Genomic DNA, 15,403 nt, shown 5'->3' on the forward strand with positions numbered 1-15,403 from the left:
CTCGGCGTTCTCCGCCTTCGCCCTGGCCCGGATCGCCGGCCAGGTCTCCTCGTGCCAGACTCGGACCGCTTCCGGATCCTGCTCGACCGCCCGCTCTCGGTTCCGGTGGCGGCACCTTCAGCTGCAGGCTCTCCAACCTCGCCAGCGGCAGTCTGCTGTCGCTGTCCACGGGCCGCGGCGGTGCCGGCGGAACGGGCGGCGGTGCCGGAGGGATCGGCGGGGACGGTGGTGACACGTCGGTCCGTGGCGGCGGCAACAACCTGGTCGCGTACGGTGCGGGCGGTGGTGGAGGTGGGGGCGCAACGGTGGACGGCGGCGGCGCGATGTAGAGAGGGTAAAGCGGGCGCGCGGGCGGCAGCGGCTGCATCGTGCTGACCTTGTTCTGACCCGCCACGGCCCGGCGGTCCGGCCGCGCCCGCTCCCGACCGGTCATGCCTCAGGTCGGCTTCCTGGGTGTGCCGCGCCCAGGAAGACCCGTCCTTCCCGACCTGCCACAGTCCGGACAGGCTTGTGCGGGTCGGCGCCGCACAGCGCCCCCTACCCAGGAGCACATTTTGACGAACCGTACGTCCCGCGACGGTAAGACCATCCTCATCACCGGTGCCAGCAGCGGTATCGGTGAGGCCACCGCCCGCCACCTCGCCTCGATCGGGCACCGGGTGGTGCTCGGCGCGCGCCGCACCGAGCGGCTGAGGACGATCGTCGAGGAGATCCGCGCCGCAGGCGGCGTGGCCGACTTCCACGAACTGGATGTGACGAGCCTGGAGAGTGTCCAGGAGTTCGTGCGGGTCGCCCGGCGCGCACACGGCCGCGTCGACGTGATGGTCAACAACGCGGGCGTGATGCCGCTCTCCCCGGTGCACGAGCTCCGAATCGCCGAGTGGGACCGGATGGTCGACGTGAACCTGCGCGGCACCCTTCACGGCACCGCGGCCGTCCTGCCGATGATGCGAGCCCAGGGCGCCGGCCACATCGTCAACGTGGCCTCCACGTCCGCTCACCGGGTGGACCCAACCGCGGCGGTCTACTGCGCCACCAAGTTCGCCGTCCGGGCCCTGTCCGAAGGCCTGCGCCAGGAGAGCCTGGAGGTCCGGGTCACGGTGGTCAGCCCCGGCTTCACCGCTACCGAGCTGACCCTCCGCGGTGGTTCCGAGGAGGCCCGAGCGGCGGCGAAGGCCGCCACCGAAGCACTCGCGATCCCGCCCTCGGCCGTCGCCGAGGCCATCGGCTATGCCATCGGCCAGCCTGTCGAGGTCGACGTCAATGAAATCGTCGTACGCCCCACCGCGCAGGGCTGAGCGGTCGTCCCGTGCGGGGAGCCGGTGGTGGCGGACCGGGAGGCCCGTGCTGTCGGCGGAGAGCGCGAAATGAGCTGGCCGGCGGCCGTGACCGTGGTTCGTTCACCCGGGTAGCGGGGAAAGGACGGGCGTGACCGCGGACGGATATTTCACCCTGGACACCGGGGCCCGGTGGAGGTTCGTGACTCCTGGCGGTGAGCCGTTCCGGTCCATCGGCGTCGTCCACGCCGACGACACGAGCCTGCGCTACCCGCACAACGTCGGCCTCTTTGCCGACCGCTACGGCTCCTCGCGCCGGCGCTGGCTGCACGAGGGCTTGGTACCGGAGATGTCCGCCTGGGGCTTCAACACGCTCGGCTGGACCGCCGAGTACGTCAGCGGCAGCGGCCTGTCGGCCACCCACGACGCCATCGACCTCGGCCACTCCGACGGCCTGCCCGACGACGACGCGGCCGCCTGCGGCCTGCCGTACACCCTGTCCCTGCGCATCGCCGAGATCGAGCACTGGAACGGCCATCCCGCCTATCGCGACCCCCGGTCCGCCGCCTTCGCCCAGTGGTGCGACCACCTGGCACGCACCCGGTGCCGACCGGACGACCCCAACCTGATCGGCTACTTCCTCGTCGACGCGCCCGCGTGGGGTCGCCATCCGGTCGGCTGCGGCTACCCCGTCGGCGAGCTGGCCGAGATCGCCGACGCCTACTACAGGGTGTCCACCGAGGCCATCCGCCGCCACGACCCCAACCACCTGATCCTCGGCGACCGCTACGGCACGCGCGCGGGCATCCCGGATCCGGTGCTTGACGCGGCTGCCGCCCACGTGGACGTGTTGAGCCTGCAGGCCTTCCCCGCCGTCGACCAGGCGGCGATCGACGCCGTCGCCGACCGGTTCGACGCGTGGCACCGCCGCACCGGATTGCCCGTCCTCGTTGCCGACACCGGCAACTGGTGCCCCACCATCATGAGTCCCGAACGGACCGGCTCCGCCCGCGACCAGGCCGAGCGCGGACAGGGGTACCGGATGATCGCCGACACCTTCGCGGCACGCCCCTGGTGCCTCGGCTGGCACTGGTGCAGTTGGCTGGAGAACCCGCAGCGCGGCTTCGGCCTCAAGGATCCCTGGGACGAGCCCTACACCGAGCTCGTGACCGTCGTTCAGCAGACCAACCGCCACTGGGCCCTCTTCGCCTGAGGCCGCAGGTGTACCAGGGTTTCGTTTGCCGCTGTCCCACGCTCCACCACGGGCGGATCGCACCGGGGTCCGGTCCGCGCGGCCGACGTCCCATTGGAGACCTGGAACGTGCTTGCCGTCAGGTCGGGACCGAGCTGGTGCCGACTCCGGTGCGGCGGGTGACGGTCATCCAGAGCGGGCCGGGACGCAGGGTGGCGAGCGGCAGTTCGCGTACGGGTCTTCCAGGGACGGGGTCCAGGTTCCAGGTGCGCATGATCGCGGCGAGCAGCAGGGTCGATTCGGTCAGCCCGAACTGCTCGCCGACACAGCGGCGGGGGCCGGCGCCGAACCCGATGAACGGGCCGCGCTGCGGAGGCAGGTCCAGCCACCGGTCCGGGTTGAAGCGGTCGGGCTCGGGGAACAGTTGCGGCTGGCGGTGCAGGAGGTAGGGGCTGTAGACGATCGCGGTGCCGCGGGGCAGGTGGTGTCCGCCGAACTGTGTGTCGGTGGTGGTGACGCGGGTCAGCAGCCAGCCTGGGGAGTACAGGCGGATGGTCTCCCGGATGACTCGGCCGGTCAGTTCCAGGCCCGCCACGCTCCCCGGGGACTGCGTCGCGTGGGCGGCGCCTGCTTCGGCGCGGACGGCGGCGGCGATCTGCGGGTGCTGGGCGAGCAGGTGCAGGGCCCAGGCGGTGGAGTTGGCGATGGTGTCGAATCCGGCGGCGAAGATGGTGGTCACTTGGTCGGTGATCTCGCTGCTGGTCAGGGTCCGGCCGTCCTCGTCGGCGGCGACCAGGATGGAGATCAGGTCGCCCCGGTCCTGTGGGTCCGCGCGGTGGGCCGTGACGGCGTCCTCGACCAGGCGCGCGATGCGGATGCGGGCGGCGTCGTAGCGGCGGTTGGCCGGCAGGGGGATCCGGTTGAGCCGCTGCGGCAGCAGCATGCGCCGGTAGGAGCCGGTGATGAGGAGCACGAAGTCGTCGACGGCCTCCCGCACTCCGGTGACGGGCAGTTGGGTGAACAGGGTGGCGACCAGGCTGCGGCCGGCGGTGAGGCTGAGTTCCTCGGTGACGTCGACCTGCTGGCCATCCTGCCAGGAATCGGCCAGGAGATGGGCATGGCTGTCCATCACTGCGGCGTACCGGGCGATCCGGTCGGGCCTGAAGGCGGGCTGGACGTAGCGGCGCTGACGACGGTGGTCGGCGTGCGGGCAGGTCACCAGGCCGTTGCCGGCGAAGTCGCGGATCCGCTCGAACAGGAAGCCGCCCTTGTCGAAGACCTCGTCCTCGCGCAGCACCTGCCGGGTCAGTTCGAGGTCGCAGACCACGACCGCAGTGACCGGGCCGAGCCGGACCCGCACGAGGTCGCCGTGCCGGGGCAGTGAGCGCATGAACCGCAGCGGGTCGCGCAGGAACGGCACCAGATGTCCGAGCAGCGGCAGGGCTCCGGGCGGTCGGGGGACCGATGGGGTCATCGGGCTACTCCTGGGCGGTAGCGTGCGGCTGTGGCTGTCCAGTGGATGAGGGCGTGGGTGAAGCGGATCAGCCCGCGGGCGAGTGCGCGCACCTGCGGTGGCCATGCCGGGCCACGTGCGATGCCGTGTGCGAGGAACTCGAACGTCGCCAGCTCGGCCTCGCACAGAGCAGCGACCCGGGTGGCGGCCTGAGCGGGAGTCAGGCCGGCGTGGACCTCCAGCGAGTGCAGCAGGTTCTTGCCGTTGCCTGCGGCCCGTTCGGTCTCGGCGGAATAGAGGTCGTTGACCCAGCAGATGACGTGGTTGAAGCGCATCAGCACGTCCGTCAGCTGGGGGTGGTGGAAGGCCTCGTCGGGGATGTCCAGGCCGTGGGCGAGTTGGACCCAGCCGGCCGCGCACAGGACGGCCCCGTCGCTGTCGCGCCGGAAGAGGTAGTCGGGGACGGTCGGGACGTCGCCCCCGGAGCCGCCCTTTTCCAGGTAGGCCAGCGAGGCGTCAAGGTAGGCACGGAAGTCGCCAGCGTAACGCGTCCGCCAGGCCGTGGTGGTGAGCGTCGATGTCTCGTGCCACAGTGCGGCGAAGGCTGCGACGAGTGCTTCGTCCGGTGAGTGCCCGGGGGTTCGGGTGGTGTTCCGGCGGCCGGCCGTTCAGCACGTCCGTCAGCGCCGACGCGGTGAGCCGTACCTCGGTAGTCGGTCGGCTCACCCACTGGTCGTCGAGCCGGTCGTCCAGGATCCAGGTCAGCACGAGCCACTTCGCCGCCGCCGCCAGGTTCGGTCCGCGGGGAGCGTCACCCCAGGCACGGACGACGAGATCGATGTGCCCCTGTGCCAGGAATCCGTCCAGTTCGTCGCCGAGTAGTCCGGCGCCCGTCAGCCACTGCCGCACCTCCGTCGCCACGGCGGCGGCGCGGTGGTGCGTGTCCGGGAGCGGGACGCGGTCGACCAGCGCCGCGTCGGCAGTCTGTGAGGGGCCGTCCGAGCCGGGCCTCCGGTCGTGCGTAGGTGTGTCCGGTTCCATTCTCTACTTTCTGGTCGCACGGTCTCGGTCCTGCGGCCGGTGAACGGGAAGCCGTCCACTCGTCGTCCGGTTCCCGCTCCGTCGCACGGGCCAAGGCCGGTCGTCGGTTCTTCACCCTGGTGGCCGAAAGCTCACCCGAGGACGTGCTGTTCACGGCCTCGGCCTCACCCGGTCCTCGCCAGTGGGCGGGCCGGGTGCTCGGCGTGGTCACGGTGCGGCGCCGGGGCAGGGGCACCTCTCCCGGTGGCGCGCGGTCGAGGGCAGGGAGATGAGTTGGGCGAGGGCACCAGGGGAGGCCAGGGCGGCGGGGCCGTCGAGCATCTGCCAGGTGCGCACGAAGCGGCGGTACAGGCCAGGACGGTGGGGCAGGCGGGCGGTGACGGCCGTGAGGTAGCCGGTCGCGATACGGCTGGACGGCGGCAGGACGGTGTCCAGCCAGGCCCGGTCGGTGGAAGCGCTCAGCTGCCAGGGGCCGCGGACAATGGCGGCGGCCCCGCGCTGGAACGCCCGCCCCAGCCCGTCCAGCCGCCCGGTGGCGGCCTGCCGGGCGAGCCGGGTGTCCAGCAGCTCGGCCTGGAGGGCGGCGACGGTCATGCCCTGGCCGTAGACGGGGTTGAAGGCGCAGACGCTGTCGCCGAGCGCGACCAGGCGGTCGGGCCAGGTCCGCACCCGGTGGTAGCGGTGCCAGCGGTTCACGGTCGCGTGGGTACGGTGAATCGCACCGGCCGGCTCGCCCTCGTCGATGAGCCGCAGGAAGTCGGGATTGCGCAGGCCGGCGGCGTAGGCGCGGAAGCCGTCCTCGTCATCGGGCGGGGTGTGGCCGGCCGTCCCGATCAGACCGAGGAGCCACAGGGCGGGTGCGATGCGCACCGCGACCGCACCGCGCGGCGAGGTGGGAGCCATGGTGGGCTGGTAGGAGGCGTTCCAGTCGCGGTCGGGGTCGAACGGGAGGGTGTACAGGCGGGAGGAGTAGCTTGCCCGAGCGTCCACTTCCAGGCTGTCGGGCACGTGGTGGCCGGCGTCGGCGAGCCATCGGGGAAGCCTGCTGGCGCGCCCGGTGGCATCGACGACCAGGTCCGCGAGCAGCCGGACCTCGCCGGGGTCCTCGCCCGGCACCCGGCCGGGCCGCCGGGGCCGGGCGAGGACCCCGGTGACGTCGCGGTCGACGTCCAGTAGCAGGCGCTCGACCCGCAGCCCGTCCCGCACGGTCACGTTCTCCAGACGCGCGACCCGCTCGCGCACGGCCTGCTCCAGCACGGTGCGGGCCATCAGCTGCACCTCGACGCCAACCGGGGTGCGCGGCGCCCAGCCGGTGGGGAACAGGACCCGGGTGGTCTGGGCGAAGTCGGCCACCGGGCATCCACGGGCGAGGAGTTCGGCCCTGATGCCGGGGAAGAGCTCCTCCAGCTCGGCGGCGCCGCGCGCAAGCAGGGCGTGCGGGTGATGGGCGTGCGGAACCCCCGGCCGGACCTGCACCCCGGGGGACACGTCCTGCTCCAGGAGCGTCACGTGGCGGAAGTACCCGGTCAGGACGCGGGCGGCCAGCAGGCCCGCGAAGCCGCTTCCCAGGACGAGGGCGCGGTCCCACGTCGTCGATCGCGTCATGGTGATCCTCTGCGTGCCGGTACGGGTTTGCTGCTCATACCTGGTTGTTCCACATGCGGAAGACGGTGCACCTGCCGTTCCGGTCGAAGGTCACGGTCCAGAGGTTGGCGAAGGTGCCCAGTTCCTTGTAACGGCCGGTGCCTTCGATCGCGGCGGTGTCGCCGTTGACGGCGAGGACGGACCACTCGAAGTCCCAACCGCCCTCCTGCCACGGCACGCGCCCGAGCCAGCCGTCGACGATCGCCTCGCGGCCGACCCAGTCCGTCTCGTAGGGCCATTCGTGGTACTCGGCCTGTGGGGTGAACAGTGCGGTGATGTCCTTCCTGGAGTTGGTTGTCCAGGCGTGCACGTACTTCTCGACCCAGTCGCGGACCTGTTGTTCCGTCACCATCGTTGCTGCCTTTCCGTGAGCCGCGCGCGGGGTCCGCGTCCCCGGACCGTACGACGCTTTCTGCGACGCGTTCGTTGACGTCGACCTCGACGGGCCGCGTGATGGCGCAGCGCTTCGCTGGTCGCGGTGGCGGGGGTCGGGATGCCCGGCTGCCCCGCCACGGCCTCCCTGCCGGAGGCAGCGGACGAGCGGAGCACGGCGATCCCTTCGAGGCGTCGACGGCCCGGGGTGGGCCGGTCCGTGCCACCAGCCTGCCTTTGATCGCCCACCCGCGGCAGGACGGGTCTTCCTGGGTGCGCCACACCCAGGAACCGGCGCCTGCGATCCGGCCATGAGCCGCCGGTACGGACCGGGTGAATTGCCGCCGGCGCGGCGCACCGGCGGAGCAGCGACGTGGAGATCGACGTCCTGCACACCCTCCACCACCTCGTCAGGGGCGCGGCCCGGGTGAGCGGGAGGCCCGAGGACTTCCGAGTGGGTCAGCGCTCGATCAGTGGGAGGGTGAGCCGGCTGGGATGCTCCGGACCGTGGTAGACGTGGTTCAGCGCGGGAACCACGTCCTCCAGATGCTCCTCGGCGATCGTGCCTCCGGTGTTGCTGTTCCGGTCGTAGCGGGGAAAGTTGCTGCTGGACACCTCAAGACGGATGCAATGTCCGGGGAGGAAGACGTTCGAGGTGACACACAGATCGAGCGTCAGCTCGTAGATCTCACCCGGCTGCATGAACTCCGGCTCTGCGAGTGACTCCCGTTAGCGCGCGCGTTGGATGCCTTCGCACAGGTTGATCGCACGGCCATCGGGATGCACGTCGACGAGCTTGCCGGTGAAGTCGGTGTCGCTGGCGGAGGAGGACACGAACAGGGTGAGTTCGACGTGGCCGGTGGCCTACACTTCGTGCTCCAGGACCGGGCTGGTGAAACAGAGGACGTCTTCGCGGTCCTCGACCCGGTTCTGGTCGGCGGGGCCGGCGTAGACCTCGGGGCTGACGGCGAGGATGTTGCCTCCGACGGTGGGAACCGGGCGCCGTGGGTCGTACAGGAAGGTCTCCCGGGCGGACGGCTCAGGCGTCACCTTAGAGAGCACTCCGTCGCCGGTCGAGGTGTTCGCCCGACCGCCCCCGTCGAGGTAGAAGTCGGTGTACCGGGTGTCGGGGAGCGGCCACTCCTGCTTGCTGTGCCACTCGTCGCGGCCCATGACGAAGAGGCGGACGGGTGCCTGATCGTCGAGAGCCGTCGCCGCTCCTTGCAGCCAGCGGTCGAAGAACTGCACGTGCGACTCCCCAGGTCTCGCGGGCCGGCACGCCCTTGGCCCCGCGGGCCGACACGCGCGGCGTGGCCTGACCCGAGGCCGCAGCAAAACACGATCCGATGAGCCGAACCACCCGGCGGTGAAGGAGAGACGATGAGTGATCAGACACGCACAGTGGTGAACGAGTTCCTCGACCGTGTCGCGGAGGGCGACATCCCGGCCGTGGTGAAGCTGTTCGCGCCGGACGCCTCCTGGGAGATCCCCGGCGACCCGGACATCGTTCCCTGGGTGGGGCCCCGCACGGTCGAAGGCATCCCGGCGTTCTTCCGGACGATGAGTGAACTCACCATCCGCGAACTCTTCGAGATCGAGCGCGTCCTCGTCGACGGCGCGAACGCGGTGCTGATCGGACGGGCACGAGTCGTGGTACGCGCGACGGGGAAGGTGATCGACACGCCTTTCGCGATCGACATCGTCGTGGATCCCGAGGGTCGGATCAGCCGCTACTACATGTTCGAGGATTCCTGGGGCGTCGCCCAGGCCGTGCGCCCCTGAGCTGTGCCCGGCCCCGACCTCCGCCGCCGGGCCAGGCTCTTCGGCCTGGCGGCGGGGCGGAGGATCCTGTCCAGTGGTGTCGGTCGGCCGCTGGACGTCATGAGGTCCGACCTGCGGAACACCCGGGCGGCGAGCCGCGCAGGTACATCGTCGATCCCAGGAAATATCGACAGGCGTGGGTTATTGCGTTAAACGACTACAGTGTCCGGGGGGCCAAGGAGAACCCAACACGTACCGAAGAGGTCTTCGAGGAGATCCGGGGCGACCTGCTCAACGGGAACCTCACCCCCGGGCAGCGGCTCAAGCTGGTCGCCCTCGCGGGGCGGTTCGGCGTCAGCATGTCGGTCGTGCGCGAGGCGCTCACCCGGCTCGCCGAACAAGGGCTTGTCGTGTCGAATCCGCAGCGCGGGTTCAGCGTGATGCCACTGTCGGTCGACGACCTGTCCGATCTCACCCGAACACGGGTGCAACTGGAGTCACTGGCCCTGCGGCAGTCGATCTCCCTGGGCGGCCTGGAATGGGAGTCCGCAGTCGTGGCGGCGCACCGCGGTCAACGCGGCCGACGGTCGACTGAACGAGGACTGGCCGATCGCCCACCGGGCCTTTCACCAGGCGCTCCTGTTGGGTGCCCGGAGTCCACGTCTGGAAGCGATCGTCAACTCCCTGCGCGACAGCGCCGAGCTCTACCGCCGCTGGTACTGGGCCCTGACCGGCGACCAGCTGCGGGACCTGGCCGCGGAGCACCGTCACCTGCGGGATTGCGCCCTGGCCCGGGACGCGGACCCCGTCGTGGCGGTCCTGGCCGAGCACATCGACCGGGCGCCGCGCATGCTCGTCGCCTACGCCCGTGAACACGACCTCGAAGATCCCACGCACCGGCCGCCGACCCGGGCGTAGTCCGCCAGGCCGATCCGAGCGGACCGCACTCGCCCGCAGGGCGCGCTGACCACGGCTCGCGGCCGGGCACGCCGACACCGGCTCGCGACGGCAAGGGCCCGGTGAGGCAGTCACCCGTCACGATCGGAGTCGAGGGCGGACTGCGATCTGAGGAGGGCGATCGCCTCGGCGCTGGAGCTGCCGGCCGCCGGTGTGCCGACCAGTAGCTGCTGGCCAGGAGCGTCACGCACGTCGAAGGTCTGGTACGTCAGCTCGACCCGGCCGATCCGGGGGTGGACGAAGACCTTGAAGGCGCGCGCGAGCCCGCCCACGTTCTGGTCGTCCCACAGTGCCGCGAACTCCTCGGACTCCGCCCGCAGTTCCGAGACCAGATCCCGGATCTGCTGGTCTTGCGGAAAGCGGCCGGCGTTCAGCCGCAACGCGTGAACGGTGGCTCCCGCAACGGTCGGCCACTGCACGAACACCTTCCGCGCCTCGGGATGCCCGAACAGCACCCGCACCATGTTGTCGGTGCCCGCGAACGGCGACAGCAGCCCGGCCGCGATCGCGTTGGTCGCCAGCACGGTGAAGGCGGGACTGAGAACGTAGGCGGCCGAGGTGGGAAACGCTTCCAGGATCTCCAGCAAGGAGGGATGGACCAGGTCCCGGGAACGGTCCAGGGCCATGCCCGGACTCACGCCCGCCAGCCGGAAGAGGTGTCCACGGGCGTCGGCATCCAACCGCAGCGCCCGGCCGATCGCACTCACGACCTGACCAGAGGGGCTGCGCTCACGCCCCTGCTCAAGACGGGCGTAGTAGTCGGCACTGACACCGGCCAGCACCGCGACCTCCTCCCGTCGAAGACCGGCCACTCGGCGGCCTCCCCCCACCGCCAGGCCCGTGGCGGCAGGATCCACGCGTGCCCGGCAGGCACGCAGGAAGTCACCGAGAGGAGTCGACACAGCAGGCATGACCTCACTCTACGGCCCCGGGACCGGCCGGAGCAGGGACGCGAGCGACGCCCCTCCGGCCAGTTCGTCGACGCCCCCGTCCTGGCCCTGAATCTCGAAACCGATGTCTGCTGGGACACCTACTGCCTCGCCGGACTCGTGCCGAGTGCCAGTGCCCACGCGCCCGTCCCGGACGAGGAACGGGTCGCGCCGAAACTGCTCCGCCTGATGGACGCATTCCCGTCGGCCGTGGCCTACGTGGTCAACCGGCGTCTGGACGTCCTCGCATCGAAAGCGCGTGCCGACGCCCTGCTCCTCCCGCTCGCCGACCGGCGCGGCATGGTCCGCGGAGTTCGCGGAGCTGTGGAGCCGTCAGGAGGTCGCCCAGCTGGGGAGCAGGAGCAAGACCTTCCACCATCCGCGAGTGGGGCGGCTGACCCTGGCCTACCAGACCTTCGACGTCCAGGACGCGCCCGGCCAGCACCTCCTGGTCGGCACCGCGGAGCCCGGTAGCCCCAGTGCCCGGCGCCTGGCCCTGCTCGCCGGCCCCGTCGAGGGGCGGTAGCGGCGCGCCTCTCTGGAGGGGTTGCCGCGGGCAGTCGTAACAGTTACGGTTACTTCATTCGAACGAAGGCGGGATGGCGGGCAGCATGGGAGCGAACAGCAGGCTGACCGTGGCCACGCATGCCCTGGTCTGGATTGGGCTGTACCAGCGGCGGGGCCACGAGGTGGCCACCTCCGAGCAGATCGCGACCAGCGTCAACACGAACCCCGTGGTGATCCGCCGCCTGCTGGCCCACCTTCGCAAGGCGGGCCTGGTCGACTCGCGCCGGGGCGCCGGCGCCGGCTGGACGCTGGCGCGGGACCTCTCAGTGACCACCCTGCTCGACGTCTACGACGCCGTGGAGCCCGGACCGGTCTTCGCCCTGCACCCCGCCACGCCCGACCCTGAGTGCGTCGTGGGTCACGGCATCGCACCGGCACTGACCGCCGTCTACGACGGGATCGAAGTCGCCCTCCACAGGGAACTGGCTGAAACCACGCTCGAAGACGTGCTACGCGACGTACTGAAGGCCGCATAGCGCGGCCCCGACACCGACACCGGCCCCGGCTGCGGCCAGGCTTCGTCGGGCCCAAAATGTAACAACAACAGTTACATCAAGGATCAGGAGAATCCCATGGGACTGCTGGACAACAAGACCGCCCTCGTGACCGGAGCCTCCTCGGGCATCGGCCTGGCCGTCGCCCGCCGGTTCGCCGCCGAGGGTGCGACCGTCTACCTCACCGGCCGCCGCAAGGCCGAGCTGGACGCCGCCGTCGAACAGGTCGGCGGTCGCGCCATCGGCATCCAGGGCGACGTCTCGAAGCTCGCGGACCTCGACCGGCTCTTCGCCGAGATCGCCGGGCGCAGCGGACAGCTCGACATCGTCGTGGCCAACGCCGGCATCGGAGACTTCGAGCCGCTCGGCGGGATCACCGAGGAGGGGTACGAGCGCGTCACCTCCGTCAACCTCAAGGGCACGGTCTTCACCGTGCAGAAGGCGCTGCCGCTGCTGCCGGCCGGCGCCTCGGTGATCCTGTTCTCCTCCAGCGCGGCCCTGCGTGGAGTCCCGGGCCTGGGCATCTACGCCGCCACCAAGGCCGCGATCCGCAGCCTCGCCCGCACCTGGGCCGCCGAACTCGCCGGCCGGGGCATCCGCGTCAACGCCCTCACGCCCGGACCCGTCACCACGCCCGGCGGCGAGGAGCTGAGGGCCGCCGTCCCGGGCGGCGATCCGGCCGCGGCACCGGCGCCCACTCCGCTCGGCCGGGCCGGCCGCCCCGACGAGGTCGCCGCGACCGCCCTCTACCTCGCCGGGGAGCAGAGCTCGTTCACCACCGGCACGGAGCTGCTGGTGGACGGCGGCGCGACCCAGCTCTAGTACTCCAGTGCGACTTCGTGATCTATCCGGTTGAGGGTTCGGCGAGCCGTCGCCAGTAGTGGCTGCGGCGAGCACCGGCCTGGTGACGTCTGCGCCAGTTCGACCAGTGCAGCAGCCCGCGAGGGGAGGTGTTCGCCGGGATCAGCAGCGCACCGAGCAGATGACGGATCTCCGGGACGGTCAGGTCGATCGGGTCGGTGCTGCGGGCGGGTCGGTTCGGATCGGCGGTCCTGGCCGGTGTCGCGTCGGCTGCGAGAGCGGCCAGGAAGGAGATGAGCTGTCCGCCAGCATGGACCGCTACACATGTCCGCCCACCCGGACGTCCTAGGCTCAGTGTCTGTGGGCATCGGGATCCGACCGCTTGAACCCGGCCAACCGGCAGATCTAGCCCTTTCGGGCAGATTCCCTGGTGTGAAAGGCTGACTGCCCTTCACCAGGTGCTGGGGAAAGCTGGCCCGTAGTAGGACAGGCCGTGGCCATTCGGCCACTGATCGGCCCTTCCCCGTCACGAGGAGCAGCAGTTGCGAGCGCAGGACCGAAAGGAGCCGACTGGCCAGCAACAGCGGCAGGCCGCGCCCGCGGCTAGTCGCCCCGGTGCGGGGCTACCGATGGGCGTGCGGAGTCTGCTCGCGCTGCAGCGCAGTGTGGGCAACGCAGCCGTGGTGCAGATGCTGCGCGGGGCCGGGATGATTCCCGAGGAGCACCGGCACGGTGCCAGGTGCGGGCATGAGCCGCCGGCCGAGGGTGTGGTGCAGCGTCCCGCCGTGCCGGAAGTCCTGCGCACCGGTGGCCGGCCGCTGGACGAGGCGACCCGTACCGACATGGAAGCCCGCATGGGCGCGGACTTCTCCGACGTGCGGATCCACAGCGACAGCGCCGCGAGGGCCTCCGCCACCGAGATCGGCGCCCACGCCTACACCTCCGGAAACCACGTCGTCATCGGCAACAGCGGCACCGACCAGCACACCCTCGCCCACGAGCTCACCCACGTCATCCAGCAGCGCCGGGGCCCCGTCGCAGGAACCGACAACGGTGCCGGGCTCAAGGTTTCCGATCCGTCCGACCGGTTCGAGCGCGAAGCGGAGGCGAACGCGACGCGGGTAATGCGGGCGCCCGCCGCCCACACCGTGCACCTCGCGAGTGAGCCCGCGCCGGTCACCGCCGGGGCGAGTCGGGCACCCGAGGCGATCCAGCGTGCCGTGTACACGGATTCGCAGGGCAACAACTATGCGACCGCCGACTTCTTCCCGGGCGGTGAGCAGCGGGAGCGGCCCGAGCGTGTCGAGGTGATCGTCAGTGCTCCCATCGGGCGATCCGATACACCGCCTCCGATGAGTTTCCTGTCACCGGCCAACGGCTTGGACCCCGACATCGGCTGGCAGCGCGGGCACGTGGCCGCACTGGAGGTCGGGGGCGAGAACGCCTCCTTCAACATCGTGCCGATGAAGCCGGGTTTCAACCACGGCGGCCCCTGGCGGGCGGTCGAGCGGGCCGTCCGGCAGGCCTCGGCGGCGCGCCCTGCCGGCACGGTGCGGTTCCGTGTCGAACTGGAGTACGCCGGGCCGGATCCCCGCGTTCCCAGCCGGATCGACTGCACCCTGGAAGAATCCGGGCCGACGGGGACCTGGCAGCCGCTCGACGTGCCACAGGTGCTTCCCGGCGGCCAAGCGGTGCTCGTCCACGAAGCGGAACGCACGCCGCTCCCCACGCCCGCGCAGCAGGCGCTACTGACGAGCGCTCCGCTCGCGCCAATCGGAGTCGGACAACTCGGCGGCCTGGTAACGGAGCAGTTCGAGGCCCAGAACGCGCTGGACCTCCACACAATGCCGAACGCCTCGAAGGCCCAGTGGCCCGACGCACTCCGCCAGCCGTTTCCGGGCGGCCCGCTCCACGGCCACCACCGCCCGTATCAGCACCTCGACCTGCAGATGCTCGGCGCGATGCGCGGCGACCAGAATGGGATGCCAGTGAATGACATCCTGCCGCACGCCCTCTTCACCGAGGATCAGCGCCGGCTCATCCTGCAGGCGAACCTGGCCCGGAACGGCGGCCACCTCATGTCGGACGATCCGAACGATCCGCACCAGGTGCTCAACGAGGACGGGACAGCCAACTATCCCGAGATCGACCACATCATCCCGAAATCGGCCGGCGGCTCGAACGCGTACTCCAACGCCCGCGTGATCAGCTGGGAGCTGAACAACAAGCTGGACCGGGTCAAGAGCATCAACCAGCTCGTGGATCCCACGCGTCTCGCGCCGCCGATGACCACCGAGCTGGACGAGCGGATCTGGCACGTGGTCCTCCGGGGTGCTGTAACGAAGAGCGACATCGTCAGGGAAGTCGGTATCGCCTTCAATCTCGAGCTGACGAAGGGGGCCATCAAAAAGGTGGACAAGGCGCTCGCGGATCTGGTCGCGCGTGGGTGCCTCGTCGTCGTGGCACAGGGGTACGGGATAGGACCGACGGATCCCAAGCAGGGGTGACCGGTCGGCTGCGGCCCGCGTCGCCGGAGCCAACATCCCCAGGCTCGGCGACACCCGCACCTGGGACTTCAACGGGGTCCTCAAGCGCCCCGCCAATGTCAACGCCAGCGAGTGGAAGGTCCACTTCAGCCATGGGGTGGAGGATCCCTACTGGAACCTGCTGGCACGCGAGTTCATGATGATCGTCATGAACCGGCGGCACCCCGTGGTCCTCAAGAGAGGGGTCGTCCTCAGTGGACGGTTCGTGACCGTATGAGTGATTCTGTTATCACCTGATGGTGTGGGCGTAGGGCGGAATCTTCCGGTCTGGGGTCTGTGGTCTGGTGGGCTGGCGGGGTGAGTGAACGGAAGCCGTATCCGAGCGACTTATCGGACGGGCAGTGGGCCCTCATCGAGCCGGTGATCACC

Annotated in this window: 15 protein-coding genes and 3 pseudogenes; 10 read left to right on the forward strand and 8 right to left on the reverse strand. The window is 70.6% G+C overall.

Going from position 1 to position 15,403, the window contains the following annotated elements:
* Nucleotides 1–105, reverse strand: a pseudogene (locus ACIQGQ_RS36705) (IS630 family transposase); the annotation flags it as partial.
* 449 nt (nucleotides 106–554) lie between these two features.
* Between ACIQGQ_RS36705 and ACIQGQ_RS36710 the strand changes: the two are divergent.
* Both ACIQGQ_RS36710 and ACIQGQ_RS36715 read left to right on the forward strand, forming a co-directional pair.
* Complete coding sequence (locus ACIQGQ_RS36710; RefSeq protein WP_402404894.1) at nucleotides 555–1,298, forward strand: SDR family oxidoreductase; 744 nt, start codon at nucleotides 555–557, stop codon at nucleotides 1,296–1,298.
* A 130-nt stretch (nucleotides 1,299–1,428) separates the two neighbouring features.
* The gene (locus ACIQGQ_RS36715) at nucleotides 1,429–2,490 is read left to right on the forward strand and encodes a hypothetical protein (protein ID WP_402404897.1); all 1,062 of its coding nucleotides are present in this window, start codon (nucleotides 1,429–1,431) and stop codon (nucleotides 2,488–2,490) included.
* A 118-nt stretch (nucleotides 2,491–2,608) separates the two neighbouring features.
* Here ACIQGQ_RS36715 and ACIQGQ_RS36720 read toward each other — a convergent pair whose 3' ends face one another.
* The 6 genes and pseudogenes from ACIQGQ_RS36720 to ACIQGQ_RS36745 all read right to left on the reverse strand — a co-directional run bounded on the left by ACIQGQ_RS36720 (nucleotide 2,609) and on the right by ACIQGQ_RS36745 (nucleotide 8,227).
* Complete coding sequence (locus tag ACIQGQ_RS36720) at nucleotides 2,609–3,943, reverse strand: cytochrome P450 (protein ID WP_402404901.1); 1,335 nt, start codon at nucleotides 3,941–3,943, stop codon at nucleotides 2,609–2,611.
* Nucleotides 3,940–4,515 (reverse strand): terpene synthase family protein, encoded by a 576-nt coding sequence (locus tag ACIQGQ_RS36725; RefSeq protein WP_402404929.1) that lies wholly within the window; start codon nucleotides 4,513–4,515, stop codon nucleotides 3,940–3,942. Before ACIQGQ_RS36725 ends, ACIQGQ_RS36720 begins: the two co-directional genes overlap by 4 nt.
* Nucleotides 4,439–4,963 carry a hypothetical protein gene (locus ACIQGQ_RS36730; protein WP_402404904.1) on the reverse strand — a complete coding sequence of 175 codons (525 nt, stop codon included), beginning with the start codon at nucleotides 4,961–4,963 and terminating at the stop codon, nucleotides 4,439–4,441. Before ACIQGQ_RS36730 ends, ACIQGQ_RS36725 begins: the two co-directional genes overlap by 77 nt.
* Nucleotides 4,964–5,170: 207 nt before the next feature.
* Nucleotides 5,171–6,568 (reverse strand): FAD-dependent oxidoreductase, encoded by a 1,398-nt coding sequence (locus tag ACIQGQ_RS36735; RefSeq protein ID WP_402404907.1) that lies wholly within the window; start codon nucleotides 6,566–6,568, stop codon nucleotides 5,171–5,173.
* Nucleotides 6,569–6,602: 34 nt separating this feature from the next.
* Entirely contained in the window at nucleotides 6,603–6,959 is a 357-nt protein-coding gene (locus ACIQGQ_RS36740; protein WP_402404910.1) for a nuclear transport factor 2 family protein, read from the reverse strand.
* Nucleotides 6,960–7,438: 479 nt separating this feature from the next.
* Nucleotides 7,439–8,227 (reverse strand): annotated as a pseudogene (locus tag ACIQGQ_RS36745) (CocE/NonD family hydrolase).
* A gap of 132 nt (nucleotides 8,228–8,359) precedes the next feature.
* On the opposite strand from ACIQGQ_RS36745, the gene ACIQGQ_RS36750 reads away from it, so the two are divergent.
* The 3 genes and pseudogenes from ACIQGQ_RS36750 (at nucleotide 8,360) to ACIQGQ_RS36760 (ending at nucleotide 9,658) form a co-directional block, all read left to right on the forward strand.
* Nucleotides 8,360–8,761: a nuclear transport factor 2 family protein gene (locus tag ACIQGQ_RS36750; protein WP_402404913.1), complete on the forward strand. Its 402-nt coding sequence runs from the start codon at nucleotides 8,360–8,362 to the stop codon at nucleotides 8,759–8,761.
* A 266-nt stretch (nucleotides 8,762–9,027) separates the two neighbouring features.
* Nucleotides 9,028–9,120: pseudogene (locus ACIQGQ_RS36755) on the forward strand (GntR family transcriptional regulator); the annotation flags it as partial.
* A gap of 229 nt (nucleotides 9,121–9,349) precedes the next feature.
* Complete coding sequence (locus tag ACIQGQ_RS36760) at nucleotides 9,350–9,658, forward strand: FCD domain-containing protein (RefSeq protein WP_402404932.1); 309 nt, start codon at nucleotides 9,350–9,352, stop codon at nucleotides 9,656–9,658.
* Nucleotides 9,659–9,768: 110 nt separating this feature from the next.
* Here the strand turns inward: ACIQGQ_RS36760 and ACIQGQ_RS36765 are convergent, their stop codons facing one another.
* Nucleotides 9,769–10,608: a helix-turn-helix transcriptional regulator gene (locus ACIQGQ_RS36765; protein WP_402404916.1), complete on the reverse strand. Its 840-nt coding sequence runs from the start codon at nucleotides 10,606–10,608 to the stop codon at nucleotides 9,769–9,771.
* A 277-nt stretch (nucleotides 10,609–10,885) separates the two neighbouring features.
* On the opposite strand from ACIQGQ_RS36765, the gene ACIQGQ_RS36770 reads away from it, so the two are divergent.
* The 5 genes from ACIQGQ_RS36770 to ACIQGQ_RS36790 all read left to right on the forward strand — a co-directional run.
* Complete coding sequence (locus ACIQGQ_RS36770) at nucleotides 10,886–11,152, forward strand: hypothetical protein (RefSeq protein ID WP_402404919.1); 267 nt, start codon at nucleotides 10,886–10,888, stop codon at nucleotides 11,150–11,152.
* 85 nt (nucleotides 11,153–11,237) lie between these two features.
* Nucleotides 11,238–11,669, forward strand: a complete 432-nt coding sequence (locus ACIQGQ_RS36775; protein WP_402404921.1) for an Rrf2 family transcriptional regulator — start codon at nucleotides 11,238–11,240, stop codon at nucleotides 11,667–11,669.
* 96 nt (nucleotides 11,670–11,765) lie between these two features.
* Nucleotides 11,766–12,509, forward strand: a complete 744-nt coding sequence (locus ACIQGQ_RS36780) for an SDR family NAD(P)-dependent oxidoreductase (RefSeq protein WP_402404924.1) — start codon at nucleotides 11,766–11,768, stop codon at nucleotides 12,507–12,509.
* Nucleotides 12,510–13,117: 608 nt separating this feature from the next.
* The gene (locus tag ACIQGQ_RS36785; RefSeq protein ID WP_402404926.1) at nucleotides 13,118–14,995 is read left to right on the forward strand and encodes a DUF4157 domain-containing protein; all 1,878 of its coding nucleotides are present in this window, start codon (nucleotides 13,118–13,120) and stop codon (nucleotides 14,993–14,995) included.
* A gap of 336 nt (nucleotides 14,996–15,331) precedes the next feature.
* The coding region (locus ACIQGQ_RS36790; RefSeq protein WP_402404935.1) for a transposase at nucleotides 15,332–15,403 on the forward strand (72 nt) is incomplete at its 3' end.

The organism is Streptomyces sp. NPDC092952, from assembly GCF_044754785.1.
Classification (GTDB): domain Bacteria; phylum Actinomycetota; class Actinomycetes; order Streptomycetales; family Streptomycetaceae; genus Streptomyces.